The 25,555-nt window shown below is 72.3% G+C and carries 21 protein-coding genes; 13 read left to right on the top strand and 8 right to left on the bottom strand.

What is annotated here, in order from left to right:
* Positions 1–33 precede the first annotated feature (33 nt).
* Positions 34–1,302 carry a hypothetical protein gene (locus ACIRBY_RS11975; RefSeq protein ID WP_403899691.1) on the top strand — a complete coding sequence of 423 codons (1,269 nt, stop codon included), beginning with the start codon at positions 34–36 and terminating at the stop codon, positions 1,300–1,302.
* 60 nt (positions 1,303–1,362) lie between these two features.
* Here ACIRBY_RS11975 and ACIRBY_RS11970 read toward each other — a convergent pair whose 3' ends face one another.
* From ACIRBY_RS11970 to ACIRBY_RS11940, 7 genes are all read right to left on the bottom strand, one after another.
* The gene (locus ACIRBY_RS11970; protein ID WP_403899689.1) at positions 1,363–3,096 is read right to left on the bottom strand and encodes a type IV secretory system conjugative DNA transfer family protein; all 1,734 of its coding nucleotides are present in this window, start codon (positions 3,094–3,096) and stop codon (positions 1,363–1,365) included.
* 86 nt (positions 3,097–3,182) lie between these two features.
* A complete protein-coding gene (locus tag ACIRBY_RS11965; RefSeq protein WP_403899686.1) occupies positions 3,183–5,231 on the bottom strand; it encodes a peptidoglycan DD-metalloendopeptidase family protein in 2,049 nt (682 codons plus the stop codon).
* Positions 5,232–5,237: 6 nt separating this feature from the next.
* Positions 5,238–5,912: a hypothetical protein gene (locus tag ACIRBY_RS11960; RefSeq protein WP_403899683.1), complete on the bottom strand. Its 675-nt coding sequence runs from the start codon at positions 5,910–5,912 to the stop codon at positions 5,238–5,240.
* 190 nt (positions 5,913–6,102) lie between these two features.
* Positions 6,103–6,492, bottom strand: coding sequence for a DUF4913 domain-containing protein (locus ACIRBY_RS11955; RefSeq protein WP_403899680.1), 390 nt, complete (start codon positions 6,490–6,492; stop codon positions 6,103–6,105).
* Complete coding sequence (locus tag ACIRBY_RS11950; RefSeq protein ID WP_403899677.1) at positions 6,489–7,676, bottom strand: hypothetical protein; 1,188 nt, start codon at positions 7,674–7,676, stop codon at positions 6,489–6,491. The genes ACIRBY_RS11955 and ACIRBY_RS11950 overlap by 4 nt, the downstream gene beginning before the upstream one ends.
* The gene (locus ACIRBY_RS11945) at positions 7,673–8,308 is read right to left on the bottom strand and encodes a hypothetical protein (RefSeq protein WP_403899675.1); all 636 of its coding nucleotides are present in this window, start codon (positions 8,306–8,308) and stop codon (positions 7,673–7,675) included. The genes ACIRBY_RS11950 and ACIRBY_RS11945 overlap by 4 nt, the downstream gene beginning before the upstream one ends.
* Before the next feature lie 40 nt (positions 8,309–8,348).
* Complete coding sequence (locus tag ACIRBY_RS11940) at positions 8,349–8,807, bottom strand: hypothetical protein (RefSeq protein WP_403899672.1); 459 nt, start codon at positions 8,805–8,807, stop codon at positions 8,349–8,351.
* Positions 8,808–9,081: 274 nt separating this feature from the next.
* Here ACIRBY_RS11940 and ACIRBY_RS11935 point away from each other — a divergent pair, with 274 nt between their 5' ends.
* From ACIRBY_RS11935 to ACIRBY_RS11885, 11 genes are all read left to right on the top strand, one after another.
* On the top strand, positions 9,082–10,716 hold the full coding sequence (locus ACIRBY_RS11935; RefSeq protein ID WP_403899669.1) for a conjugal transfer protein: 1,635 nt from the start codon (positions 9,082–9,084) through the stop codon (positions 10,714–10,716).
* Between the two features lie 83 nt (positions 10,717–10,799).
* The gene (locus ACIRBY_RS11930) at positions 10,800–11,060 is read left to right on the top strand and encodes a hypothetical protein (RefSeq protein WP_403899666.1); all 261 of its coding nucleotides are present in this window, start codon (positions 10,800–10,802) and stop codon (positions 11,058–11,060) included.
* A 107-nt stretch (positions 11,061–11,167) separates the two neighbouring features.
* Positions 11,168–11,722: a hypothetical protein gene (locus tag ACIRBY_RS11925; protein ID WP_403899663.1), complete on the top strand. Its 555-nt coding sequence runs from the start codon at positions 11,168–11,170 to the stop codon at positions 11,720–11,722.
* A 7-nt stretch (positions 11,723–11,729) separates the two neighbouring features.
* Positions 11,730–14,726 carry an ATP-binding protein gene (locus ACIRBY_RS11920; RefSeq protein ID WP_403899660.1) on the top strand — a complete coding sequence of 999 codons (2,997 nt, stop codon included), beginning with the start codon at positions 11,730–11,732 and terminating at the stop codon, positions 14,724–14,726.
* Between the two features lie 49 nt (positions 14,727–14,775).
* Complete coding sequence (locus tag ACIRBY_RS11915) at positions 14,776–15,306, top strand: hypothetical protein (RefSeq protein ID WP_403899657.1); 531 nt, start codon at positions 14,776–14,778, stop codon at positions 15,304–15,306.
* Positions 15,307–15,441: 135 nt separating this feature from the next.
* Positions 15,442–17,694, top strand: a complete 2,253-nt coding sequence (locus ACIRBY_RS11910; RefSeq protein WP_403899654.1) for a hypothetical protein — start codon at positions 15,442–15,444, stop codon at positions 17,692–17,694.
* A gap of 276 nt (positions 17,695–17,970) precedes the next feature.
* Positions 17,971–18,588, top strand: a complete 618-nt coding sequence (locus ACIRBY_RS11905) for a hypothetical protein (RefSeq protein WP_403899652.1) — start codon at positions 17,971–17,973, stop codon at positions 18,586–18,588.
* A gap of 124 nt (positions 18,589–18,712) precedes the next feature.
* Positions 18,713–20,092: a WhiB family transcriptional regulator gene (locus ACIRBY_RS11900; protein WP_403899650.1), complete on the top strand. Its 1,380-nt coding sequence runs from the start codon at positions 18,713–18,715 to the stop codon at positions 20,090–20,092.
* A 12-nt stretch (positions 20,093–20,104) separates the two neighbouring features.
* Positions 20,105–20,362 carry a hypothetical protein gene (locus ACIRBY_RS11895; RefSeq protein WP_403899647.1) on the top strand — a complete coding sequence of 86 codons (258 nt, stop codon included), beginning with the start codon at positions 20,105–20,107 and terminating at the stop codon, positions 20,360–20,362.
* A gap of 188 nt (positions 20,363–20,550) precedes the next feature.
* Positions 20,551–21,759 (top strand): serine hydrolase domain-containing protein, encoded by a 1,209-nt coding sequence (locus tag ACIRBY_RS11890; RefSeq protein WP_403899644.1) that lies wholly within the window; start codon positions 20,551–20,553, stop codon positions 21,757–21,759.
* Positions 21,760–21,832: 73 nt separating this feature from the next.
* Complete coding sequence (locus ACIRBY_RS11885; protein ID WP_403899642.1) at positions 21,833–22,297, top strand: GNAT family N-acetyltransferase; 465 nt, start codon at positions 21,833–21,835, stop codon at positions 22,295–22,297.
* A 70-nt stretch (positions 22,298–22,367) separates the two neighbouring features.
* Here ACIRBY_RS11885 and ACIRBY_RS11880 read toward each other — a convergent pair whose 3' ends face one another.
* Complete coding sequence (locus tag ACIRBY_RS11880; RefSeq protein WP_403899639.1) at positions 22,368–24,080, bottom strand: bifunctional 3'-5' exonuclease/DNA polymerase; 1,713 nt, start codon at positions 24,078–24,080, stop codon at positions 22,368–22,370.
* Between the two features lie 177 nt (positions 24,081–24,257).
* Between ACIRBY_RS11880 and ACIRBY_RS11875 the strand changes: the two genes are divergently transcribed.
* Positions 24,258–25,424: a DUF2786 domain-containing protein gene (locus ACIRBY_RS11875; protein WP_403900535.1), complete on the top strand. Its 1,167-nt coding sequence runs from the start codon at positions 24,258–24,260 to the stop codon at positions 25,422–25,424.
* Positions 25,425–25,555: the final 131 nt, after the last annotated feature.

Raw genomic sequence — 25,555 nt, 5'->3', positions numbered from 1 at the left:
CTCCTCGCTACTGAGTGGAAGGTCTGGGTTCGCATGTCCTTTGAAGATGAGCTCGGTGAAGCCCTGCGGCAGGCGGGGGACGGCTTCACGCCCGACCGGCAGGCCCTCGTCGCCGCCGGTGAGCGGCGCGGACGGCGGCTGGTGGTCCGCCGCCGGGCCGCCGTGATCGGCGGATCGGTGCTGGGGCTGGCGCTGGTCGGCAGCGCCGGCGCCTTCGCGGGCGGCCTGCTGGGCGGTTCGGGCGGTGCGCGCGGCTCGGGGACGGTGGACGTCGCCGCCCCGCCGGCCCTGTCGAGCACTCCGCCCGCGAAGGGGGCGCCGGGGTCCGGCACCGGTGCCGTCTCGGACGAGCAGATGGTCACCTGGCTCAAGCAGCTCCTGCCCGACGGGCAGCTGACCGAGGCCAAGGGGCACGGAACGGGCCCCGGACCCGGAGGGATGACGGGGGTCTCGGGCGTGTGGGACGACGGCAAGGGCAAGGCGGCCGTCGGGGTCAGCCTCAACCGGGTGGACCCGAACGGTGCGAGCACCGCCGAGATGCTCACCTGCCCCGACAAGAACAAGTTCGACTACGACGGCTGCACGTCCGAGACGCTGGCGGACGGGTCGAAGGTCATGGTCTACCAGGGCTACGAGTACCCCGACCGCCGCGTCCCCACGAAGTCGTGGCGGGCCACGCTGGTGACCCCGCAGGGCTACCAGGTGGACGTACAGGAGTGGAACGCGCCCGCGGAGAAGGACGAGCCCGTCTCGCGGCCCAACCCTCCGCTGGAACCGGCCCGGCTGAAGTCCATCGCGCACTCGCCGTTGTGGCGCCGTGCGCTGGAGGACCTGCCGGCGGCGCACCTGGAGTCGCCGCGCTCGGCCCCGCGTCCGGGCACGTCGGTCGCGCCGGTCCTGGACGGCCTGCTGGCCGGGTACGGCATCCCGGTCGTCGCCAAGGGGGACGAGGGCGCCAGCGCCTACGCCGTGCTCGACGACGGCAAGGGCACGTCGATGGTCACCGTGGAGGTCCAGTCGGGCCGGAAGTCCGGCGGCGCGGTGGACAGCCTGTTCGCGGGCGCCACGGTGATGCCGGACGGCACGAAGGTGGTGACCCGCCAGACGCCCGGGGAGAAGGGCGGCAAGAACGTGGTCTGGTGGAACGTGGACACGCTGCGGCCGAACGGTACCCGCGTGATCGTCTCGGCCTTCAACTCCAAGAACCAGGAGAGCGACGCGACCCGGAAGGACCCGGCGCTGACGATGGCGCAGCTGAAGGAGGTGGCGACGAGCGACAGGTGGGCGCTGTACGCGGAGTAGCATGCGGAAACCCCAGGTCGCAACGCTTGTGACCTGGGGTTTTCCGTTTCGGTAGGGCGCTCAGCGGGCGCCCGGGTCGTACTTCGACAGGGAGGCCTTCACCTCGCGGGCGTGCTGGCCCTCCCACCAGGGGATCGTCTCCACCAGGACCGGCTTGGTGCCCGAGGCCAGGACCAAGGCGCGGCCCGGGGGCATCGAGCCCAGGTCGGAGACCTGGAGGACGCGCTCGCGGCGGACCGTCTCGTTCACGGTGCGGTTGCCCGACCAGTGGCCGCGCTCCGACTCCTGGGTCGCCGAGAACTCGCGGAAGTCGTACTCGCCCGCCAGCTCCGAGAGGTCGCCGAGGAAGCGGGTGTCGGAGACGCCGCCGCCGTAGACGCGGACGTTGGCGGCGGACCAGAGCTTCTCCATGCCGCGGTCGCCCCACACCTCGACGCCCTGGGCCCAGGACTGGAGGATCGTCATCAGGATGATGCCGCGCGAGCCGTAGTGCGAGTACAGGTCGGGCAGGGCGCGCCAGCGGCAGACGTTCGCCGCCTCGTCCAGGACGCCGACCATCGGCAGTGAGAGGCGGCCGCCGCGCTGGGTGGTGGCGTACTCCTCGGCCGCCTCGACGACGGCCACCGTCAGGGCCGTCACCAGCGGGCCCGCCGAGTCGCTGCCCTCACGGGAGAGCGAGTAGAGGGTCGAGCGGGTGCGGACGAACTCGTGCGGGTCGAACTCGGGTCGCCCGTCCGTCGGTCCGAGCGGGCTCACCCACTTGTTGACCTCGGGGTTGATCAGGCAGGAAGCCATCTGCTGGGCGACGCCGTAGATACCGCTGCGCTGCTTGTCCGGAGCGGTGATCACACCGTTCAGGGCGTCGGCGGGCATGAGGTGCCCGGCGCCGCGCAGGATGCGCTCCGGGGTGTCGTCCTTGGGGTTGGACAGCCAGGTGTAGATCTGGGTGACGGGCATCTTGGCCGTGGCCGCCGCGAGCAGCAGGTTGGCGAGGAGGTCCTGGCCGGCCGGGTCGAAGAAGGCGTCGGTGGAGGCGTCGGCGTCGCGGGAGCCCGAGGCGAAGTGGTCGGCCAGCTTGCGGGCCTTGGCCACGTCGGTGACGTACGAGAGCGGGTTCCACCACCAGGCCGGCGCCTCCTGGGCGACCTGCTGCGGGTCGAAGACCCACACCTGCCCGTGGGCCTGGCGCGGTCCGCGGGTGGCGTCGACGATGTCCCGCTTGTTGGAGGTGACGAGGACCGCCCCGGGGCCGTCGAGGATCGCCGGGATGGCGCGCCGGGTCGTCTTGCCGGTACGGGGGCCCCAGATGTCGACGTGCATGTCCTCGAAGGAGCCGAACAGGGGCTGGCGGCCCTTCACGGACCGGCCGATGAACACGCCGGGCACCTGGGCCTTCACCCCGAGGCGCTCCGCGGTCGCGGCCGCGCCCTTCATGGTGAGCTTGCCGAGGTCCGTCCCGTCGACCATGTGCTTGGCCGCGCGGTCCACGTCCGGCTTGTTGCGCAGCCGCTGGCGTATCCGGTACCCGGCGGTGATCAGGCCGGCGAGCAGCAGCGCCTCGGCGGCGGCGATCGCGCTGGCGGCGCCGCCGGGCCAGGAGTAGTCGCCCTTGGCCAGGGCGATGGCGAAGGAGAACGGGTTGCCCGGGGGCTCCGGCTGGTCGGTGAACGACGCGCCGAGGCGGGCCGCGAGCCAGGCGGCGGACAGGAGGGCCAGGACGGTGACGACGAGGAGGACGATCTCGATCGTCCAGTCGTCCTCGGCGCGCGGCTTCTTCTGTGGTTCTTGGGCCATGGTCAGGGCGTTCCTTCCGCCGGGCCCGGGGTGGACATCGGCATCTCGTTCTGTCTTTGGTTCCGTGCGCCGTGCGCGCCGCTGGTCTAGGGGAAGTTCCCGGCCGTGGGCACCCGGTAGACGCCCGTGATCTGCCCCTGCCACTCCCAGTTGCTGAACTCGACGTTCTTGCCCGGCCTCGGGGCGTGCAGGATCGTGTGCTTGGCCGGGTCCCAGACGATGCCGACGTGCTCCGAACCCGCCGCGCTGGGGTGGAAGAAGATCACGTCGCCCGGCTTGGACTGGCTCAGTTCGACCTTGTACTTGGAGAGGTTGGGCTGCTGGTCGTAGGTGGTGGACCCGATATTGATCTTGCCGCCGCTGGCTTGGTAGTACATCCACTGCGTGAAGCTGGAGCAGTCGAAGGACGTGGGGTTGTCGCCCTGGAGGCGGGCGGCCCCCCAGACGTAGGGCTTGCCGATGCCGCGCTGGGCCCAGCCGAGCGCCGCGCGGACGACCTGGTCGTCCACGTCCGGCAGGGGGCCGGACGAGCCGGCGCCGTCCGGCGGGACGCCGGTGCCCTTGCCGTTCTTGGCGCAGTCCCGGTAGGCCGCGTCCTTGCCGTTGCCGTTGCCGTTGCCGCTGCCGCCGGGCACGCCGCCGTAGTCGGGGCTGGCCGTGATCTTTCCGGCCAGCCAGCCCTCGGGGTCGATCTCGCCGGGGCCGTTGTCCTGGCCGCTGCGGAAGGGGTCGTCGACGCCCGGCATCAGCACCTCCCAGTGGAGGTGCGGGCCGGTCACGTTGCCCGTGGCGCCCACGAGGCCGATCTGGTCGCCGCGCTTGACGGTGTCGCCCATCTTCACGGCGACGCTGCTCTGGTGGGCGTAGAGGGTGATGACGCCGCCCGCGTGCTCCAGGCGGGTCTCGTTGCCGTACGCGCCGCCGCTGCCGACCTTGACGACCTTGCCGTCGGCCGGGGCGTAGATCGGGGTTCCGGTGGACGCCACCAGGTCGAGGCCGGTGTGGTAGCCCAGGCTCCAGTGCGGGCCTTCCTGGTGGTACTTGGTGCCGATCGTGTACGTGCCCTGCTTGAGCGGCCACTGCCAGTCCTTGCCGCCGGTGGTCGCGGGCGGGTCGTCCGGGCGGAACGGGGCCGTGAGCGGGCGGGAGAACCCCATCGGTGCCATGGCCGTCGTGGTGCCGCCCTGTCCGCCACCCTCCAGGGGCGGGGTGGACCAGCTGTGGGGGCCCTTGGAGCGGATGCTCAGCGCCTCGCTCGGCTGGGCGTCGTTGCCGACGGGCTCGGGGATGTCCGAGCTCTTGCCCAGGACCGGGAAGGAAGGATTCTTCTCGACGGTGGTCTTCAGGTGCGCGTACCAGCGGTTGATGAGGTCCTTGTCACCGGTGAGGGTGCCGCGGTAGCGGGCCGCCTGGGTGAGGACCACCCGGGGATAGACCGTGTTGGTCTTGGTCGAGCCGGAGTAGCCGAGCAGCGCGTCCCAGGAGTTGGTCTCCGCCTTCAGGGCGTGCATGTAGTTGGCCGCGGCGAAGGCCAGGTCGTCGATGCCGTAGCGGTCCTTCTGGCCGTCGCCGTTGCCGTCCTCGCCGTACTGGCCCCAGGCCCAGTCACCGAACTGCAGCAGGCCCTTGTAGCCGAGGCCGTTGTCGCCGCCGGGGGCAGCGGACTTGTCCTGGCCGTACCTCGTCTCCTGGTACATCTGCCCGGCGATGATCGTCCAGTCGAGGCCGTCGTAGCGGGCGGCGGCACGCATCGAGGCGAGGATCATCTTCGGGGGTATCTCGTCGCGTGCGGTGTCGCTCGGCATGTACATCTTGCCGGCGGGCATGATCGGGTTCGTCGCCGCCTGGTCACTGGTGTTGCCCGCCCCCGCGGTATCCCCGTATCCGGCGCAGGCGGCCTGGGCGGCGCCGCCGCCGACGCCGCCCACCAGGGCGATGAGCAGGACGATGAGGACGATGCCGATGCCGAACATCGGCATCCCGCCGGCGGCGATGAGCAGCACCCACTTGAGGTTGCTCTTCTTCTTGCCGCCGCCTCCGCCGCCCTGTCCCGAGGCGAGTTGGGCCGCCCCCTTGGCGGCCTTCGCCACCTTGGCGGCCTTCGACGCGGCTGCCAGTACGGCAGGAGCCACCACGGGCGCTCACTCCCCCTTCGGCTCGGGCGCGCCCACGTTGCCCAGGCCGTAGATCTCGAAGCCCGCCACCTGCCACTCGGCCCCGCTCCTGCGCGCGCTCACGAGCCAGGTGTTGGTCTCGGTCTCGGCACTGTGGCCGTCCTTCGAGCGCGTCGCGGTCACCTCCACCACGCTGGAGATGGTCTGGCCGCTGCCGCGCGCGAGGTCGTCGGCGATCTGCGCGTCGCGGCGCACGACCGCCTTCCCGGTGGAGGAGCACTTGGCCTGCTGGCACTCCGCCCACGCCTTGCCGGTCGGCAGCACGGTCAGCTGCTTCATCTCCTCGTTGCGCACGGTGTGGTCCAGCAGCGGGGGTGCCCAGGCGGCGGCCGTGTCGGTGTGGTTGTAGGTGGTCAGCCCCGACATGTACACGGCCATTGCGCGGTGCGCCGCGGCCAGGTCGTCCGGCTTGACGATGGGCGGCACGGAGTCGGCGGCTCCCGACTGCGCGGCGGGGGCGCCGGCGGCGGCACCCGCGCCCGCCGCGCCGCCCCGCGTGGCCGTCGGGGTGCGCGTGTCCCCGGACTTGGCGTCGTCCTCGCCGTCGAAGACGGTGAAGACGACCACGGTGCCGATCAGCAGGACACCCAGCAGCACCAGCGCCAGTACCGCACTTCGCTTGTTCTCGGCAGGTGAATCCACCGTCCGGGCCCTCCCTCAGTCAGGTCGCCGAGACACCGTAGGTGGCGGGAGGGCCGGGGGAGCGCGGGTTTTCCCCGTCGGGAAAACCGAGGAAAGGACGGGAGCGGACTGAGGAAAGCGGCGCGGACGTGGGGTGGTTGAGGCTTGTGGGGAAACGGTGAGGAACGCCCCGTGCGTCCTCACCGGTCCCTCACAAGGGCTGTGCCTCGGGGTCGTACTCCTCCAGCGGGAGCGGGTCGAAGGGGTACGCCGTGTGCCCGCCGGTCTTGGGGGAACAGGCGGCGAACGGGCCCAGATCCGTGTCCATCAGCACCCGCAGGTGCGGGTCGGCGTGGTGCAGCCACCACGTCGACAGGCCGAGCATGGGTTCCAGGCGCAGCTGTTCCCAGGCCAGCCAGAGCGCCGAGAGGCGTGCGCCGGCCTCCTGGTGCTCCCACCAGCGGGGGCACCAGGTGGCGGAGGAGCCGTTCAGGCGGCGGCGGACGGTCGGGGCGAGGAACTCGCTGACGAAGGCGAAGACGTCCGGGAAGAAGAACTCGGCCTTGTCCCCGGCGGCGGCCGGATCCTCGTGGTCGGTCACTGCTCGATCCCCTGGGACTTCGGTGCGGTCTCGACCGCAGGCGGAGTCCAACCGTGCATCCCGGCAACGGCCTGGACCGGGCGCGTCGGCCTGGTGGGGACCTGGGGAAGGTCCGCGCCCACGACGAAGGAGTGGCCGTGCACGAGCACCTTGCGCTCGGGCTGCGGGGGCGCCGGCGCCTCGGGTGCCGGCTGTTCGGTCTCGGGCGCCTTCGGGTCGGGTAGGTCGGGCTGGGCGGTCGCGGGCTCCTGCAGCCCGGGCTGATCGGCGCCGACCTGTTGGGGTGCGGGCTCGGTCGGTCCGGGCCCATCCACCTCGGGCTCGGCGAGCTCTGCCGGCGGTGCGGCCAGTTCGGGGTAGGTCTCGGCCGCGTTCAGTCTCGCGACGGCCGCGGCGTGTGCCTCCTTCAAGTGCTCGGGGACGTCGAGGGCGGCGAGTTTGGCCGCGAACTGCGCGGGGGTTGTCTTCTTCGCGTCGAAGTCCTCCATCCGCACTTGGCACCGCAAGGCCTCGTCCGAGATCAGCTCGTCGATCGCTGCAGGCAGATGCTCGTGCCGGGGGAGGGGGAGGGGGAACCTGACCCCTTCCTTGCCGACGTTCTTGTGCACGAGGAGTTCGGGCATCTCGATGCCGCCGAGGACCGAACCGGCACCGATATCGGCGGCGAACGCCACGGCCGGCCCTGTGGATTCCTTGGCGTACTTCAGTGAGGCGGCCTTCCAGATTTCCGGAGGGAAGTCCTTCATATCCGCCCTGGGCACGCCGTAGTCCTCGACGAGCGCATCCTGTACGCCCGGCTCCCACAGGTAGTAGGAGTCGAGCTTTTGGCCCGCCTCGGTCTCCTCCAGGACCTGGTAGCCGCGGCTCTCGCCGCATGCCTGCGCCAGGAAACGGTGGCTCACGTCGCGCGCGGCGCCCTCGGGTTGGGACCGCCAGGACCAGAACGCGCGGACATCGCCGCGGTCCGCCCTGGTGACGGACCGGCTGTCGACGACGCCCCGGATGAAGTCCAGGAGGGGTGGCCTGTTCTTTGGGTCCGGGTACTCCGCCGCCCAGTCCGCCCCTATTCGCTCTGTGACTGCCGCGACCTCCTCCGGAGTGCGCGGCTTCGACGCCTCATACGCGGCTTCGAGGGCGATGGCGCGTGCGAGCTCGTCCGGAGTGGGCGGTGACACGTCCGTCATCGGCTACCGTCCCGCAGCTCCTCGGGCGCGTGGACGTTGAGAGCGATGGCCGCTCCGCCCGCCATGTTGTCGGTCCAGGTCGGGAACGTGACCGACTGGCTCAGGACGATGAACGGCTGCCCCGGAGCGTTTCCGTCCGGCGCCCAGTACGCGAACCGGTACGGACGGCGGGTCCGCATGCGCGCCGCGCGATCATGCCAATACGACGGGTGCGGCGGTTCCGGGAAGTCCGCGGCATCCCAGGAGCCGGCCCAGGTGGGCGTGCCGAGGACGCCTGTGGCTGCTTCGAGGTGGGCCGACCAGGCAGTGGCGGCGGTGGCGAACACCTCGCCGTTCTCGGCCGGGGAGTCGGCCTTCAGCTGCCACGCGTAGTGCGTCAGGCGCACCAGCGGGGCCCACTCGCCGCCCAGGCGGTCGTAGAACGTCCAGTCACCACCGCTCCGGGTCACCACCGACAACTGCCTGTCGAAGGTTTCCGGCTGCCAGCCGTATCGCCCGCACCACGCATCGAAGTCTCCCGATCCGCCCTGTGGCGGTCCCGACCACACGGAGGGCCAGTCGTCGACGGCTCGCATGCCCGTCAGTTCGGCGGCCAGGCCCTGTGGTGTGCGGCCGGTTGTCTCCGTCAGCATGGTTGGCTCCTTCGTCCGTGGTGGGTTTGACCGTATCCGCTCAGGACAGGAACATCCCCAATGCGAAAACGGTGACGACGATCGCGCCCATGATGAGCCGGACCTTCGGGTCCTCGCGCTCCCACAGTTCGTGGACCACGGACCAGCCGGTCAGGCGCGCCGCGCGGCCGTTGTGGATGCTCGTGGGCTCCGCCGGCTCGTCGGGCTCCGGGCCGACCTCGGTTTCGTCGGCGTCCGCGTCGTACAGGGCGTCCGCCCCCGTCACCCCCTGCTGCTCCTGGGCGACCACCACCAGGCCCTCCAGGAGGTCCGGCATGGTGTGCGGGGTGAGGGGGTACGCGACCGTGCCGTGCGGGGTGCGCAGGCAGAGCTTCGACTGCCAGGGGTTTCCCGGCTCGTAGCCGGAGATCCAGGCGTGCTCGGCCTCCACCGACGGCGGTTCGGGGGCCTCGGGTGCGGTGCCCGGATCCTGCCACGCGTGCACCTTCTGATCGCTCAACTCTCGTCCTTCGGTTAGTCGGGGACGGCTCGGCGCCCGCGACTGGGGGCACAACCCGGCATTGTGACGGAGCCTCGGGCACGTCGGGGCGCTGTCGGCTCCGCCGCTTTCCTCACGGGGATTCCTTATTTTTTCCTCACCCTCTCCCGTGAGGAAAAGAGGGAGGGGAATGTCAGCTCGATTTGCCACACTGCCGACCGCACCTGATCTCACCAGGGCCCGCCGCACGCCCGACCGGCGGACGGGGAACACACGCGGGGAGAGAGCCGATCCGATGACGGACCACAGCAGTTCTGCGGACGCGGTCGGCGAGGGCCGGCCCGCCGGGCACCCCGCGCAGCAGGCGCCGGGTCCGTACGAGGCCCCCGCCGCGCCCCAGCTCTCCGCCGAGGCGGCCCGCAGCCAGGTGGCCGCCGCCTGGGTGCGCGTGGCCCCGCAGTCCAACGTCCCGCCGGGCCAGGCGGCCGTGCCGAGTCTTCCGCCGCGCGCGGAGCAGCCCGTCGCCGAGTCGAAGAAGGACAAGCGGGAGCAGGCGAAGGCCGAGCGCAAGGCCGAGTACGAGCGCAAGAAGGCGGCGCGCAAGGCCGAGTACGAGAGCAAGAAGGCCGCCCGCGAGAGCCGCAAGGGGGGCGGGAAGGCTCCCGCCTCCGCGACCCCCGCCGGGACACCGGCCGCGGTCACCGCCCCCGCTGCCGCCGCGGACCCGACCTCCGCCCCGAGCGCTTCAGCCTCCGTGCCGAGCGGCGCCAAGGGGCCGGACGCCCGGTTCGACGTGCCGCGCCCCGGCGGCCGGCTGCCCTCCAACGGCAAGAACACGCACGTGGCCCTGCGCGCCACGCTCCTGATCACCGCATGCGTCTTCGCGCTGGGGTCCTGCGGTGTCACGGGCCTGGTCATCGGCAGGTCGTCGGTCACCGTGAAGCCCGCCGCCCTGGACAGCCAGGACCTGACCCGCTACCGGCTCACCGACTTCCCGGTCCAGGCCGCGGCCGTCTTCGCGGAGGAGTACGCCTCCCTCTGCATGACGTACTCGCCGGAGACCGCCGACAAGCGCCGCGAGTCCCTCTCCCACTACACGTCGTCCGGCGTCGACCGGGACTGCGGCTGGAACGGGAAGGGCAAGCAGCAGGTCAAGCAGGCGAACTGGGACGGGACCGTCGAGGAGCTCCCCGAGTACGGGAAGAACGGCCGGTACCTCAACATCCAGGTCACCTACACGGGCGGCCGCACCACCACCCTCTCCGTGCCGGTGTACGTCAAGGACCTCGCCGGGGCCTCGGGGCTGCGGGTCGTCGGCAACGTCGGCGAGATGCCGCTGCCGATCCGCGACACCGCGCCCGCGCTGGAGAAGGAGGAAGAGGTCGTCGACCAGGAGCTGTCCAACCAGCTCCGGGACCAGGTCCTGACGGGGTACTTCAAGGCGTGGGCCGCGTCCGACACCACCGCCCTGGCCCGCTTCACCACGCCCGATGCCACTCCGGCAGCGATATCGGGACTGGCCGGCGCGCTGACCGCACCGGTGGTCCAGGAGGTCCAGGCGCTGGCACCGGAGGGCACCAAGTCCGGCGACAAGATCAGCTATGCGCAGGGTCAGTCGGTCCCCGCACGGGTGACCGTCGTCTGGGGCGGCGGCGGGGCCGACGACGCGAAGGGGGAAGCGGCCCTGAAGCGCTCGTACCGGGTGACCGTGGTGAACACGGCCCAGGGCTGGTTCATCAAGGACATCCGCGGCGGAGTCATGGATCCGACGGGTGGGAGGGCGGACACGCCGGGCACGGCCTCGCCGAGCGCCACCCCGTCCTCCGGGGCGAACTCCTCTCCCGCACCGTCCGGTTCGCCCTCCCCGTCCGACTCGGCCTCCTCCAGCCCGTCCCCCTCGCCCAAGCCGACAGCTTCCAAGTCCCACTGACGCGTCATCCCGCGGGGCGGTGTTCCGGCCGCCCCGTGCGACGCGTCACCGATCCGTACGCCCCTCACAACGAAGGACACATCATGATCCTGGCAGCAACCACTCTCGACGGCATGTTCAAGTCGATCCAGGGCATCCTGGCCGGCCTGGGCGGCACGGTCGCGGCCTGCGCCCTCCTCATCCTCGGCATCCGGATGCTGCTGTCGATGAAGCGCGGCGACGGCATGCGCGAGGCCTTCCAGGGCTTCGGAATGATCGCGCTGGCCGCCTTCATCATCGGTGGCGCAGCCGGTCTCGCCGGAATGCTCATCAGCCTCGGCAAGCAGATCGGCGGCACGGGCTGATCCCGGGGAACGGGCCGCGGCGAACGGAACGCGGCCCGCGACCGTAGACGTGCCGTCCGCGACCGCGAAGCGCGACGCGCAACCACGCCAGAGAGGGGGACCGACTGATGACGCAGAACACGCCGGAGGCACCGGCGCCCATGGTCGCCTACGACCACACGGACCTGCTGAACCGGCCCAAGCGCATCTGGAACTGGGGCAACATCCCGCTTCCCGGTCTGCTCCTGCCCGCCCTGGGTGCCGCCTTCGGCTTCGGCGTGCTGTGGCTCGTGCTGTTGCTGACGCTGTCGGCCGTGCTGCCCTTCCTGGGCCTGTCGCTCATCACTTCGGTCCTGTACCTGGGGCCGCCGGTCGGCATCTATTTCGTCTGGGGCCGGCCGCTGCCCTCGGCGCTCACCCTCAGCCAGCAGATCGTGGTGTGGGCCGACTACTGGGTCCAGCCCAAGCGCCTCCAGGGACTTGCCGCGGACCGTGAACCGGAAGAGCTGCACTGGCAGGTCATCCTCTGGCAGCCGCAGGCGGACCGCTGGCACAAGCGGTACGACGCGGCGCTCGTGACAGCGGCCCGGCACGGCTCCTCGTACGCCGCCTCCGCCCCGTACCCGAGCGTGTCCTCGCCGAGCGCATTCGCCGAGACCGCAGACTCCGAGACCGCAGGATGACTCCTCCATGTTCGTGCTGATCTTTTTTGGCGGGGCGGTCGCCTTCTTCCTGATCGCCATGCTCCTCGCGTCCACGTCGTCCAAGAAGAACACCGGGGCGAAGAAGGGTGGTTCGGGCAGTCCGGCCAAGGCGGGCGGCTCTTCCTCCCGCGGCCAGGCCACCCAGGCCAAGCGCCGCGAGGAGATGCGGCTGCCCTACCGGTACGCCGACGACATGATCTTCGTCCACGGCGACTCCGTCTGGACGGGCATCGCCCTGCCCACGGCCATCGACGAATACCTCAACGCCGTCGAGCTCCAGGCCATGGCCGAGGCCCCGGCCCGCGCGCTGCTCAACCTCGCGCGCGGTGACCGCAACGTCGAGTGCCACTACCGCAAGGTGTACCGGCCGATCACCGCCCAGGACTGGGCCGAGCAGCTCAACGCCGTGGCCTGGGACCCGACGGACAACTACAAGGCGTACAACTTCCGCAAGGCCGAGTACCAGGAGCGCATCGGCGCGCAGCGCGAGCGCAACATCCTGCTGGTCAAGCTGGGCTCGATGAAGCGGAAGTCCGGCGGCGACAGCGGCGTGCTCCCGGGCGGCGACGACCCGGTCGAGGAGTCGGGTGCCACGCGCGCGGTGCGGGACGCCGCCGACGCGGCCGCGGCCGGTGCCACGGGCGTGCACGACGAGCACCTGTCGCCGGAGCTGCTGGCCCAGTGGACCCAGGTCGCCCGCGAGGTCCACGAGAGCCTCGACGGCCTCGGCGGGACCCCGCTGAGCCGCGAGGAACTGGTCTGGCTGATCCGCAAGCCGCTCCACGGCGACCTGCCGATCCCCGCCGAGCCGGTGCTGGGCAGCCGCGCGTGGGGCCCCGACCAGTTCGACCTGGTCGTCGACTTCTCCGGCGAGAACCGCAAGACGCACATCGTGCTGCACCAGTACGACGAGATGACCGGCGAGCGGCACACCAGCTACACGACGACCCTCGTCGCCGCGAGCTGGCCCACCGAGACCCGCTTCCGGCAGTCCACCGCCTGGGCCCGCTACGCGGCGCAGCACGTCGACTTCCCGGTCGAGATCGACATGCGGTTCACCCTGATCCCGTACCTGAAGTTCCAGGACCGGGCGAAGAAGATCAGCGGCAACCTCGTCGACGAGATGAACGACATGGCCAACTCCGGCCGTGTCCCCGGTACTCAGCTCGCCGCCCAGGTCACCCGTGCCCAGAACCTCGTCGACGACGTGGAAGAGCACAAGATGCCGGGCATGGAGGCGCAGATCCGCTTCACCATCTCGGCCCCCGACCTCGCCGAGCTGGAGCGCCGCCGCCGCGTCCTGGAGATGCAGTTCAAGCAGGACCTGAAGGTCACCCTGCTGCGCCCGAGCCGCCAGCAGTGGAGGCTCCTGCAGTCGCAGCTGCCGGGTGACGCGCCCAAGCTGCCCGTCGCGCCCTACCTGCGGCTCCAGGAGGTCGAGCAGCTCGGCGCCGGGCTGCCCACGGCCGGCACGGAGCTGGGCGACAACCCCGAGCACCGCTCCGGCAAGCAGCTCGGCTGGGTCGGCAACCTCGTCGGCTGGGCGGGCAAGACCCCCGTCCACTACTCCCTGCACGTCGGACCCGCCCGCAACGACGGCGGTGGCGTCGCCATCGTCGGCGCCTCCGGTGGTGGCAAGTCCTCGCTGGCCCTGCAGAAGTTCTACGAGGAGTCGGAGGCGGGCGTGCGCTGCCTGGTCATCGACCCCAAGACCGACTTCGCGCAGCTCTGCTACTACCTGGCCTTCGGGTCCCAGGTGAACGACCCGGAGTTCCCCCTCGACGCCGAGGCGGGCCTCCTCGGGACCCCGCAGAGCCGGTTCCAGCCGGTCAACCCGGAGTTCTGGGACGAGACCGAGGTCGTCGACCTCCTCAAGGGCCAGGCCGGCGTGCTCGACCCCTGGGTCGTCGCCCGCGACGTCCCCTCCGGCCGACTGCTCGCCGAAACGATGCTGCGCGGCTTCCTCGGCGACGAGGACTACCAGCGGGTGCGCCTGCCCGTCATCGAGGCCATGGCCACGGTGGTCGGCTGGTACAACTCCGCGATCCGGCAGGCCACCGAGCAGGGCCTGAGCGCCCGCGACGCCGAGCGCCAGGTGCCGCGGCCCACGCTGTGGCAGGTGGTCGACGAGGTGGCCAGGGCCTACGACGAGGCGGTGGCCGGCGGTGACCGCGAGGCCGTGAAGGACCTCAAGCTCGCCCAGATGCTGCTCACCGAGCTGCGCACCCTGCCGTACGCGCGACTCGCCTTCGCGGAGAAGCCGCAGACCCTGTCCGCGATGCGCAAGCGCCGCACGGTCATCACCCTGCGCGGTTTCCAGACCCCGGCCTCCTCCGACCCGCGCAGCTGGAACCCGGCCGAGCGGCTGGCCGCGACCGCACTGATGGCGGTCGTGGAGCTGGGCAGCCAGATGCTCGACGTCGGCTACGAGAAGAACCCGGTGACGGGCGAGGTGGGCCTGCGGCCCAAGGCGCTGTTCGTCGACGAGGCGTACGTGGTCACCGCGACCGAGAGCGGCCGCGACCTGATGCGGCGCGCCCTCAAGCAGGGCCGTTCGTACCTGGCGGTGATCGTGCTGATCACGCAGCAGGCCATCGACCTCGTGCAGATCGAGGACTCCGAGGCCCGCAGCGGTGGCGCCAACCAGATCCACACGGTCTTCGCCTTCAAGCAGAAGTCCGCGCAGGAGGCCTCGCTGGTGGCCCCGCTGCTCGGCCGGCCCGAGAGCGACACCAAGGTGTCCAACTCCCTCCAGGAGCTGCGGACGGGTGTCTGCCTCCAGCGGGACGTGGACAAGCGGGTCGGCACGGTCGCGGTGGACCTCGTCTTCCAGGAGATCCTCGCCGCCACGGACACCAACGGCACCACCCGGCCCGGCCGCCAGTCCGTCGACGCGCCGCTGAGCGTGTGGGACTGGACCTTCATGCAGGAGGCCGCCCGCGAGGAACGCCCGGCCGAGGCCGAGCCGGCCGCCTCGCGGTAGCGGCGCCCTCGCCCAGCCAGTTCCTCACCCCCGTATCCCAGGAGATTCCGTGCGACTGACCAAGACCCTCACCGCCGTGACCGCCGCCGTGGCACTGGCGGCGCTGACAGGCTGCGGCAGCGACGCGAAGGGCGACGACCTCGGCCTTCCCTCCGCCGGTGACATCGCCGCCGTCGAGAAGTTCGTCAACCAGTACGCGCAGTGCGCCCACCCGAGGAAGGCCGCCGCCGAAGGCACCGAAGGCATCCTGACGGACGAGGCCAAGGACCCCGAGTGGTCGATCAAGGACCGCGAGGTCTGTGACGACGGCGCGCACGAGGTCGTCACGCTGCTGTCGATCTCCGACATGGCGAAGTTCCAGGCGGCGAACCTCAAGGCCTCGCAGAACGGAAAGAATTACAAGGCGCTGGTCGGCAAGGACTTCGCGGTCGTGCCCGCGGGCGACGAAACCGTCAAGAAGCTGGTGGACGCCAAGCTGCTCCTCCTGACCTGCGGGGGCAAGTACGAGATCCCGGGCGGCTTCAAGAAGCACGCCGGAATGGCCGAGGGCTGCGTCCTGACGGACTACGTCCGCTCGTAGCCGCCGACTCCTCACGTCCCCCTGCCGCGGAAATCCCGAAGGAAGCCGATGCTCGTGCGCCGTAGCGCCAAACCACGTGGAACCGCCGCCGGTACGCCGTCGCTCCGCGACCGGGCGGGGGGTGTCGGCCGTGCCGTGCGCGCCGGCGTCTTCCTCGTCCTCGCGTTGATCGCCCTGTCGCTCGCGGTCCCCGGCACGGCGCGTGCCGAGGACTTCGCGTGCAGCTTCACCGGCGATGACAGCTACAGCCGGGACAACCCCGGAGCCAGCGGTGAGTTCCTCATACCCGCGGTCAACCAGTGGGAGAACGAGGCGAAGCGCGCCAAGAACCTGAATGACACGACGGGAATGGTCACCGGCGCGGTCAGGATGCCTGAGGCCCCCGAGCGGTACACCTTCTACGAGCTCAACGCCATGCGCGGCATGAACTGGTCCATGACCTTCAGGGGTTCGGGCAACGCCTCGGATGAGAACGGCACCGTGGGTAGCGGTGCAGACCACTGCTCGATCATGGACATGATCAACAATGGTGTGGCCAACATGGTCTTCATGGGGACCAAGTACCTGGCCCGTACGGCGATCTCCATCAAGGAGCTCGCGTCCAACCCGAGTCCGCTCAGCGGCCTCTACACGGGTCGCGACAGCGTCGTGGGCACCATCAAGAACCACGTCTTCATCCCCGCCGTCCCGGTCATGATCATGCTCACGGGCTTCTGGGTGTTCGCCAAGTGGCGCAAGGGCGAGATGCGCGAGGCCTGGTCGGGAGTGGGCTGGGCGTCACTGACGACGGTCGCCGTCGTGGCGCTCCTGACCGGCGGCAACTACGTCAACGTCATCAACCAGGCGGACGCGGGCATCGCCCAGGCGAACTCGCTGTTCTCCGAGGCGGTGCTCTCGGGCGCCTCGGGCAAGTCGCAGTCTCCCTGCGACTTGGAGGGGGACTACAACCGGGGTCTGCGCATTTCCAGCTGCTCGATGTACGACACCCTCGTGTTCCGCCCGTGGGCCCTCGGCCAGTTCGGCGAGCACGGCACGAACTGCATCTTCAAGAAGAGCGGCGGCGGCCGGATCGACGGCGGCGCCTGCGTGCCGGCGAGCGCCGGCACCACGTGCAGCTTCGGAAAGGGCGCACGCTGCGAAGACGTCCGGGTCAAGCAGGCGGTGTCGCAGTCGACGACCAACAAGGACGCCTTCCCCGGAGCGGACGGTGATGAGAAGAGGGTCAGCAGCGGCGACAAGGAGAAGAAGGAGTGGATGCCCATCCGTCAGGACATGGCGGGCGGGCCGGGCAAGGGGTATCCCAGTGACTTCAAGGACCAGAGGATCTACCCCGTGTCCTTCGACGAATGGGCAGGGAAGAACTCCGGGGCCCGGGTCGGACTCGCCGTCTACTCGGTCTTCGCGGCGCTGATCGTCGGCGTCATGGTGATCGTGCTCAGTGCGCTCACCCTGCTGTGGCACGCCGTGACCCTGATCATGATCATCATGCTGCCGCTGATCGCCACGCTGGGCATCCATCCGTCCCAGCAGAAACTGCTCAAGGGCTGGCTGCAGACCTTCATCCACAGCTTCGTGCTCCGCGCCGGCTTCGGCGTCATCCTGACCGTGCTCCTGGTGCTCTACCAGATGATCCTGCCCGCCAAGATCTCCATCGGTATGCAGCTGCTGATGCTGCTCCTGGTCACCGTCGCCGTCGTGATGATGTTGAAGAAGCTGCTGTCGGGGGCCTACAGCCCGCAGATCGCCGGGGCGCAGGACGCCCTCGGTGTCGGGGACATGGCGAACACCGTGGGGGGCAAGCTGGCCCAGTACGCCCCTGGTGCCGCGGCCGGTGTCGCGAAGACGACGGGTCGTGTCGCCGGCGGCACGGCGAAGGTGGGCAAGAAGGGCACGCTGGCCGCTCTGCGGACCTACGACAACAGGAAGAACGACGGCCGGTGGCAGAAGGAAGGCAAGCTTTCCACCTCCCCACCCTCCAAGCGTGAACAGCGCAAGACCGAGTACCAGACCGCAGTGGTCCAGAAGGACCAGCTCGAGGAGCAGTACGCGGCAGTTGAGGCCAAGCAGGAGCGGGCCCAGAGAATCGGCCGTCTCGTTGGCGGTGGTACGCCGTCGGCCCACGTGCCCCCGCCGCGGCCCGCGCCGCCCCTGCCGGCACCGGCCCCCGCGCCCGCCGCTCCCGGGCAGCAGGACACCCAGACCTCCCGGGCCCGGGTCAACATGCCGGACAACGGCCCCGTGCGCCAGCAGCCGGGTGTGCCGGCGCCCGCCCCCGGGCCGGTGCGGCAGCAGTCGCCGACGCCCGCGCCCGACCCGCGGACCCCGCCGACGCAGGCCACCCCGCCCGCGCCGCGGGGGGAGGGCGGCAGTGGCCGGTTGTCCGAGTAGGAAGGCCTGAGCCATGGCAAGCGTCATCGCCGACCACCCGCCCCAGGAGCTCGCCGCCGAGCCGGCCGGGCTCCTGCGGGTGGACCGGCGCACCGTGTGGCCCGGGGTGGCGGACGGTGAGGCCGAGCGTGCCGACCGGCGCGCGGGCCGTCTCGCCCCGATGACCGCCGTGTCGGGTGCACGGATCCGGCCCGCGCACGCGGGGCCGACCCAAGGCGTAGGCCCCGCAGCAGCTCCCCCCACTCGATCTCTCGCACCAGGTATGGACGGTCCGTGATGACCCCTCGTCCCACCCTCGACTCCGTGCGCCGGCTGCTCCGCCAGGAGCGGGACGACGCCTGGGCCGTGCGGATGCTCCCCCGCCTGGTCCTCGGGCTGGCGGCCGCCTACACGCTGTTCGTGCTGGCCTCCACCGGCATGGCCTCGTTCATCACGGTGTGCGCCCTGCTCGTCCTCGCCGGGATCCTCTGGCTGCTGCGCCGCCGGGGCCAGCTGCTGCTCGCGCTCGGGTCGACGGCCGTCACCGCCGCCATGACCGGCTACCTGGCCGCCGCGGGCGACATCGCCCGCGGGTCGGCCGGCGGGCTGCTCAGCGGGCAGGCCGTGTTCGGCTACTGGGCGCTCGGCGGGATGGCGCTGCTGGGGGCCTGGATGCTCAAGCGGCCGCGCGGCCGGCGCGGGGTCACCGTGGTGCTGGCCGACCTCCTGCTCATCGGCGCGTCCGGGGTGGGAATGCTCGCCCCGCTCTTCGGCGTTCCCCTTGGATTCCTCGGCGTAGTGGGGGTGCTGACGGCGCGTAGTAAATTCGCTTCCCCTGTGAGCGGGCGCGAACAGAGGGTGAGGCGACGGGTCTTCCGTCGGTCCGTGGCAGCCGCCGACACGGAAGCGCGGTGAGATGTCGCACCGTCAGCACCGCTGTGTAATAAACGCTTCACAGCACATGGGACGGCTTTGCCGCTGCCAATTCGCCTGTTCTAGAGTCCCCGATGGTTACAGAAAACATCGGGGGACTTCTTCCATGGCGAAGACAGCACTGAGAACCCGGCCGGCAGGCGTGCTGCCGGCCACCACGGCGCTTCTGCCCTGCCAGCGGCGGCCCGACATATTCGAAGAGCCGCTCCTGGAGCACCCGCCCGCGGGTGCGCCGGAGCTTCCGTTCCGGATGCGCCGGAGCCAGGCGCTCACCCTTGCCGCCCGGCAGCTCTGCTTCTCCTGCCCCCTGTGGGCCGAGTGCCTGCAGGACTCCGTCGTCCGGTCGGATCCGGGCGGGTACGCCGCCGCCACCACCGAGCAGGACCGGCGGTGGATCCGCCGGTGGCTGCAGATCGGCGACAGCCTGGGGCGGCTCGCCGCCACCGCTTCGGCCGCCGGCGGGCGGGGCGAGGCGGCCCCGGCCGCCGCCGTGCTCGATGCTTTCAGCGCCCTCCAGGAGCACCGGACCCGCCGGTCCTACGGGCCCGGAGGCGGAGCGGTGCCCGCCCAGCGGCAGGATCCGGCACAGCACTTCCCAGCAGACCGCCGACAGCGCGCCGACACAGACGAGGTACCGAAGATGGCCGCTCCGGCCCTGTCGGGAGAACGGATCACCTACTCACTGGACGATCCGGCCCTGGCCATCCAGAAGACCGTGCTCGGTCCGCTGGCGCGCGCCACGCTCCTCGTGCTCAAGGCCGCCGAGCAGCTCGCCGGCATGCTCGCGCTCACGCCCTCCGCCGCCGTGGCGCCCGAGTTCCTCGCCGCCGTGGGACGGACCCGGCTGAGCCTGGAGGCCTGGCGGGCGGCGGCCGACGGCGACGGCGTGTACGAGGTCGCGGACAGCGGTCTGACCGGGTCCGTGAGCATAGAGCTCGCGACCAGCGACCCCGTCGCCGCGCTGCGGCAGGACATCTTCGAGCCCCTGCTGGGCCGCCTGGCGGACTCGCTCCGGCGCGTCGAGGCCATCACGGCCGTGCTCGTCCCCGACGCGGAGGCCGCCGACCCGGCCGCCGTCCCGCACGGCCGGGAGCTGGCGGCCGTACGCGAGGCCGTGCGCGAGCTCGGCCCGCACCTGGAGCGGTACCAGAGCCCCGCCCCCCGCCCCCAGGAGCCCGGCGGGGGCCCCTCGGCCGCCCCGCGCGACGCCTACCCGCAGCACACGGACGCCGGTGCCGGCGGGGCGGGCTCCTGGAGCGCCCCCAGCCTGCGCCGGGCCGTGGAGACGGCGGTGGCCTCCTTCCCCGGCCACTTCACCGGCCGCGACGTGGTGCGGGCGCTGCCTCCGGGCGCGTACCCGGACGCGGGGAAGTCGGTCAGCAACGCCCTGTCCGCCATGGTCAAGTCGGGCCGGCTGCTGCGGATCTCGCGCGGCACCTACACCGCCGGTCCGACGCCCACCGGCGCAGCCGACCCGACCCCCTGAAAGGCAGTCGCCGTGCAGCCCACCTCCCCGGCCGCGGAAGTCCGCGTCTTCTCCCACCACGCCGGTCTGATCGACGGCGTCCCCGTGACGGCCCCGCCGTTCGGCAACATCCAGGACGTCGTCATCGGCATCCTCCAGCAGCGCGCCCAGCAGCTCGGCGCCCCGACCCCCGCGGTCGTCACCGACGACCGCTACGGCGGTGCGGTGCGCCTCCTCATCCACCCCGACGGCAGGACCGAGCCCCTGCCCGAGCCCGACGCCGCCGGCTGAGGCGGGGCGAGGGGGCCGGTGCTCCGGGAAGGCCCGGGTCGCGTGCGCGCGGCCCGGGCCTTTCGCATGCCAAGCGGAGGGCTCCGGCCGGCGGGGAGGGGCCGCGGGTTACGTTGGTCGGGAGGTGCGTGGAGGTCACAGGCCCGGGCGGCGGGCGGCGGGCGGCGGGCGGGGGCGGGAGGCCGGGCATGGCGGCACGGTGGCGCGGCGCCGCGGTCGGAGCGGCCGCGGTGGGGCTCGTGGTGGTTCCGCCCGGGTTCGGGCCCGGGCGCGCGGGGGACGCGCCCGCGCCTGCCGCCGCATCCGCCGCCCCGGCGTCCGACGGGTTCCCGCGGCTGACGCCCCCCGTCGCCGCGCGGCTGGACCGGGCCGTGCTGGAGGTGCTCGACGAGGCCCGGGTCCCGGGGGTGGTCGTCGCCCTGTCGGCGCCCGGCAAGGGGGAGTACGTGCGGGCCTTCGGGGTCGCCGACGAGGCGACGGGCGCGCCCATGAAGACCGACATGCGCATGCGGATCGGCAGCGTGACCAAGACCTTCACCGTGACCGCGCTGCTGAGGCTGGTCGACGACGGGAAGGTCGGGCTGGACGACCCCGTCGGGAAGTACCTGAGCGGGGTGCCCAACGGGGACCGGATCACCCTGCGCGAACTGGCCGCGATGCGGAGCGGGTTGTTCAACTACTCCGAGGACGAGGGGTTCCTCAAGGCCCTGACCGCCGGCCCCCGGCGGCCGTTCACCCCGCAGGAGCTGCTCTCGTACGCCTTCAGGCACCCCGTGCAGTTCGCGCCGGGCGCGGAGTTCGACTACTCCAACACCAATCTGGTCCTGCTGGGGCTGGTCGTGGAGAAGGTGAGCGGGAAGCCGCTCGACCGGTTCGTCACCGAGCGGGTGATCGCGCCGGCCGGGCTGCGGCACACCCTGTTCCCCACCGGCGCGGAGTTCCCGGAGCCGCACGCCCGGGGCTACACCGACCAGACGGCCACCGGGAAGGTCGGGGAGTCCACCGACTGGAACCCCTCCTGGGGGTGGGCCGCCGGGGGGATGGTCTCCGACCTGGCCGACCTGCGGAGCTGGGCCGCGACCCTGGCCACCGGCACCCTGCTGACCCCTGCCACCCAGGCCGCGCGGCTCGACGTGACCCGGGCCGCGCCGGACGCCGGCTACGGGCTGGGCGTCTTCGACGTCGCCGGGTGGATCGGGCACAACGGCTCCCTGCCGGGCTACCAGGCCCTGGTCGTCTACCTGCCCGAGTCGCGGGCCACGCTGGTGGTCCTGCTCAACACCGACATCTGCGCCCGGGGGGCCGAGCCCAGTACGCGCTTCGGCGAGGCGATCACGAGGGTGGTCACCCCGCGGCACGTCTTCCGGCTGCCCGCCCAGCCCGTCACCGGCTCCTGAGGAATGCCGGTGGTGCGGGCCCCCGGTAGCGCGCACAATGGACCGCCTGGCGCGAGTGATCGAGGGGTTGCGGATGGCTGAGCGGGGCGGGGCGTCGGTTCGGGTGGCGGGGGAGGCGGACCTCGATGTCGCCGCCGAGCTGTTCCGGGGGTACCTCGACTTCTACGAGGTGGACGTCGAAGACCCGGGCCGGCCCCGGGAGTTCCTCGCGGAGCGGATCGCCAAGGACGAGTCGCTGGTGCTGCTCGCCGAGGTGGCAGGGGCGGGGACGGTCGGGTTCGCGCAGGTCTACCGGACCTTCTCGTCGCTCACCCTGCGGCCGGCCTGGGTCCTCAACGACCTGTACGTCGCCCCGTCCGGCCGTCGCACCGGCGCAGGGCGGGCGCTGCTGCGCGAGGTGCTGGAGCGGGCGCGGGAGGCCGGAGTGGCCGGGGTGCAGCTGGAGACCGCGTACGACAACCACGTCGCGCAGGGCCTGTACGAGTCGGAGGGGTTCGTGCGCGAGGGGTTCCACCTCTACTTCCACGACCTGGGCTGAGCCACTTCCGCGACCCGGGCCGAGCCACTTCCACGACCTGGGCCGAGCCACCTCCACGAACCGGGCCGAGTCACTTCGCGTCCGCGTAGCACTCCACGACCGCGGTCGTGAAGGGGAAGCGGACCGGGGTGTCGCCGAAGGCGAGCCGGCCCGCGCGGTCGCCGGCCGCGCGGATGGCCTCGGCGACGGCCCCGGCCTCGTCGGCCGGGCAGTGCACGATCACCTCGTCGTGCTGGAAGAACACCAGCTCCGCGCGCATCCCGGCGGTGGCCTGGCGCAGCGCCGCGAGCATCAGCAGGGCCCAGTCGGCGGCGCTGCCCTGGACGACGAAGTTGCGGGTGAAGCGGCCCCGGGCGCGGGTGTCGGTCGAGGCGTAGGACGGGGCCCGGCCCGGGCCCTCGTCGTCCCGGTCCTGGGGGAGGCCCGCCTCCCCGTCCTCGGCCGCGCCGGCCGGGGGCGGACAGGTGCGGCCCAACCAGGTGCGCACGAGCCGGCCCTCCTCGCCGGCGCGGGCCGCGTCGTCCACGTAGGCCACGGCCCGGGGGAAGCGGCGGCGCAGGGCGGCGAGGTTCTTGAGCCCGTCGCCGGAGGTCTGCCCGTAGACCGCGCCCAGCACCGCGATCTTGGCCTTCTCCCGGTCGCCGGAGAAGGTCTGGCGGGAGACGGCCGTGTAGAGGTCCTCGGGCCGGCCGGCCACCTCCATGAAGGCCGGGTCGCGGGAGATCGCGGCGAGGACGCGCGGCTCCATCTGGTCGGCGTCGGCGACGACGAGCCGCCAGCCCGGGTCGGCGACGACGGCCCGGCGGATCACCTTGGGGATCTGCAGGGCACCGCCGCCGTGGGTGACCCAGCGGCCGGTGAGGGTTCCGGCGGGGACGAACTCGGGGCGGAAGCGGCCGTCGTGGACCCAGTCGGTGAGCCAGGACCAGCCGTGGGCGGTGTAGATCCGGTACAGCTTCTTGTAGAGGAGGAGCGGCTCGACCGCCGGGTGGTCGACCTCCTGGAGCTCCCAGCGGCGGGTCGAGCGGAGTGCGATCCCGGCCCCGGCGAAGGCCTTGACCACGTCGGCGGGCAGGTCGGGGCGGACGCGGCGGCCGAACGCGGCGGAGATCTCGTCGGCCAGCTGCGCCAGGCGGCGGGGTTCGCCGCGGCCGGCGTAGCGCTCGCCGAGCAGCTCGGTCAGCAGGGCGCGGTGCACGTCGGCCCGCCAGGGCATGCCGGTGTGCTGCATCTCGGCGGCGATGAGGAACGCCGCGGACTCGGCGGCGGTGAGGAGGCGGAGCCGGTCGGGATGGGCGGTGGCGGCGTGCCGGCGCGCCTGGTCGGCGTGGACGGCGAGGAGGGCGTCCAGGGGGAGGGGGGTGGCGGGGCGGTGGTGCGGGTCGGCGAGCCCGGCGGCGTCGAAGAGGGAGTCCTGGGCGCGGGACGGGGCCGGGGCGGCGGCGCGCTGCGGGGGGTCCGGGGGGACCGGGGCGTCGGTGAGGCGGGCCCAGGCGGCGGCGGCCGAGCGGGGCTCGCCGGAGCGGCCCTCGTGGCCGAGGAGGAGCGACTCGGCGTCCTCGACGTCGTAGCAGCGGTCCACGCGGACGCCGGCGGCGAGGAGGCGGGGGTAGACGGCCTGGGTGGAGCGCCAGATCCAGCGGGTTGCGGGGGGCGCGGAGCGGATCGCCTCCGCGGGGGTGGCGGTGGTGAGGGGACCCGCGGGGGTGGGGGGTACGGGGGTGGCCTGCCATCGGCCGTCGGGGGTCTCCGTCAGGGCCCAGGGGGTGGGGTGGTCGCTCACGAGTGCGAGTGTCCCACCGGGCGCCGACAGGGGGCCGCGCGAGCGCCTCCGCGGGCTCCGCCCCCCCCGCACCCCCCCGGCACCCCCTCGCCTCCCGGGCCTCGGACGCCTGCGGGGCCGGATCCCGGCCGGTCCGGCCGGCGGAACGCGGCGTGACACCCTGAAGGGGTGAGTGAGATCAGTGGGCTGGTTGACCGGGCCTTCGCCGCCGCGCTGTACGCCCAGGACGACGCCGGGCTCGACAGCGGGGCCTCCGTGCTGGCCGCAGACGGGGGCCTGTGGGGCGGGGTCGGGCGGGAGCTGCTCGGGCGCGGGGAGGCCTACGCGCGGCAGGCCTGGGAGCGCGGGTGGCGGCCGGCCGACGTGGCGCGGCTGGTGCGGCGGGACCTCGGGGAGGTGCACCTGCGGCTCCTCGGGGACGTGGTCGCCGCCGAGGCGCGGCGGTACGCGCGGCTGCCCGACGGGTGGGGCGCCGGGGAGGTGTGGTGGTCCGGGGACGAGGCGTACGCGCAGGAGTGCGCGCGGCGCGAGCGGGCCGACCGGTTCACCCTGGCCACCGCCGTCCTGGAGGTGTACCGGCTGCTGATCCGGCTGCCGTCCGTCGAGCCCGTGGGGCCGGTCCCCGGCGATCCGGCCGGGGACGCCCTGGAGCACGCGCACATCGAGCCGCGGATGCTGGGGCGGATCCGGGCGCTGCTGGCGAAGGCCGAGGCGACCACCTATCCGCAGGAGGCGGAGGCGCTCAGCGCCAAGGCGCAGGAGCTGATGGCCCGGCACACCGTGGACGAGGCGCTGCTCGCCGTGCGCGGCGGCGGTCCGGCGCAGGTGCCCGGGGCCTGCCGGATCGGGGTGGAGCCCCCGTACGAGGAGGCCAAGGCGGTCCTGCTGGACGCGGTGGCCACCGCCAACCGCTGCCGGGCGGTGTGGAACAGCGCGTTCGGCTTCTCGACCGTGGTCGGCTTCGAGAGCGACCTGGAGGCCGTGGAGCTGCTGTACACCTCGCTGCTCGTGCAGGGGACGGCCGCCATGACGCGGGCCGAGGCCGCCCAGCGGGCCGGCGGGCGCAAGCGCACCAAGACCTTCCGGCAGTCGTTCCTGCTCGCCTACGCCAGCCGCCTCGGCCGGCGCCTCGCCGAGACCGCCGAGCACACGGCCGCCGAGACCCCGGACAACCTGCCCGCGCTGGTGGCCCGGGACGTGGCCGTCACCTCCCGGGCCGACGAGATGTTCCCGCGGACCACCACGACCCGGCTGCGCGGGGCCACCGACCACGCGGGGTGGGAGGACGGGACCGCCGCCGCCGACGCGGCCCATGTGGGAGGGAAGCGGCCCGCCCTGCCGTAGCGGCCCGCCCTGCCGAAGCCGGGCCCCCGGCCGGGTCTAGGTTCTGTCTGGCAAAGGATCTTGGAGGGGTTCGCGGAGCCAGAGGATGAGTGCGGCGAGGTGGACTCCGGCCTTGTAGCGGGCGGCGAGTT

It is taken from the genome of Streptomyces sp. NPDC096136 (assembly GCF_044763325.1).
In the GTDB taxonomy this organism is placed as follows: Bacteria; Actinomycetota; Actinomycetes; order Streptomycetales; family Streptomycetaceae; genus Streptomyces.
This window is presented reverse-complemented; position numbering and strand designations above follow the sequence as displayed.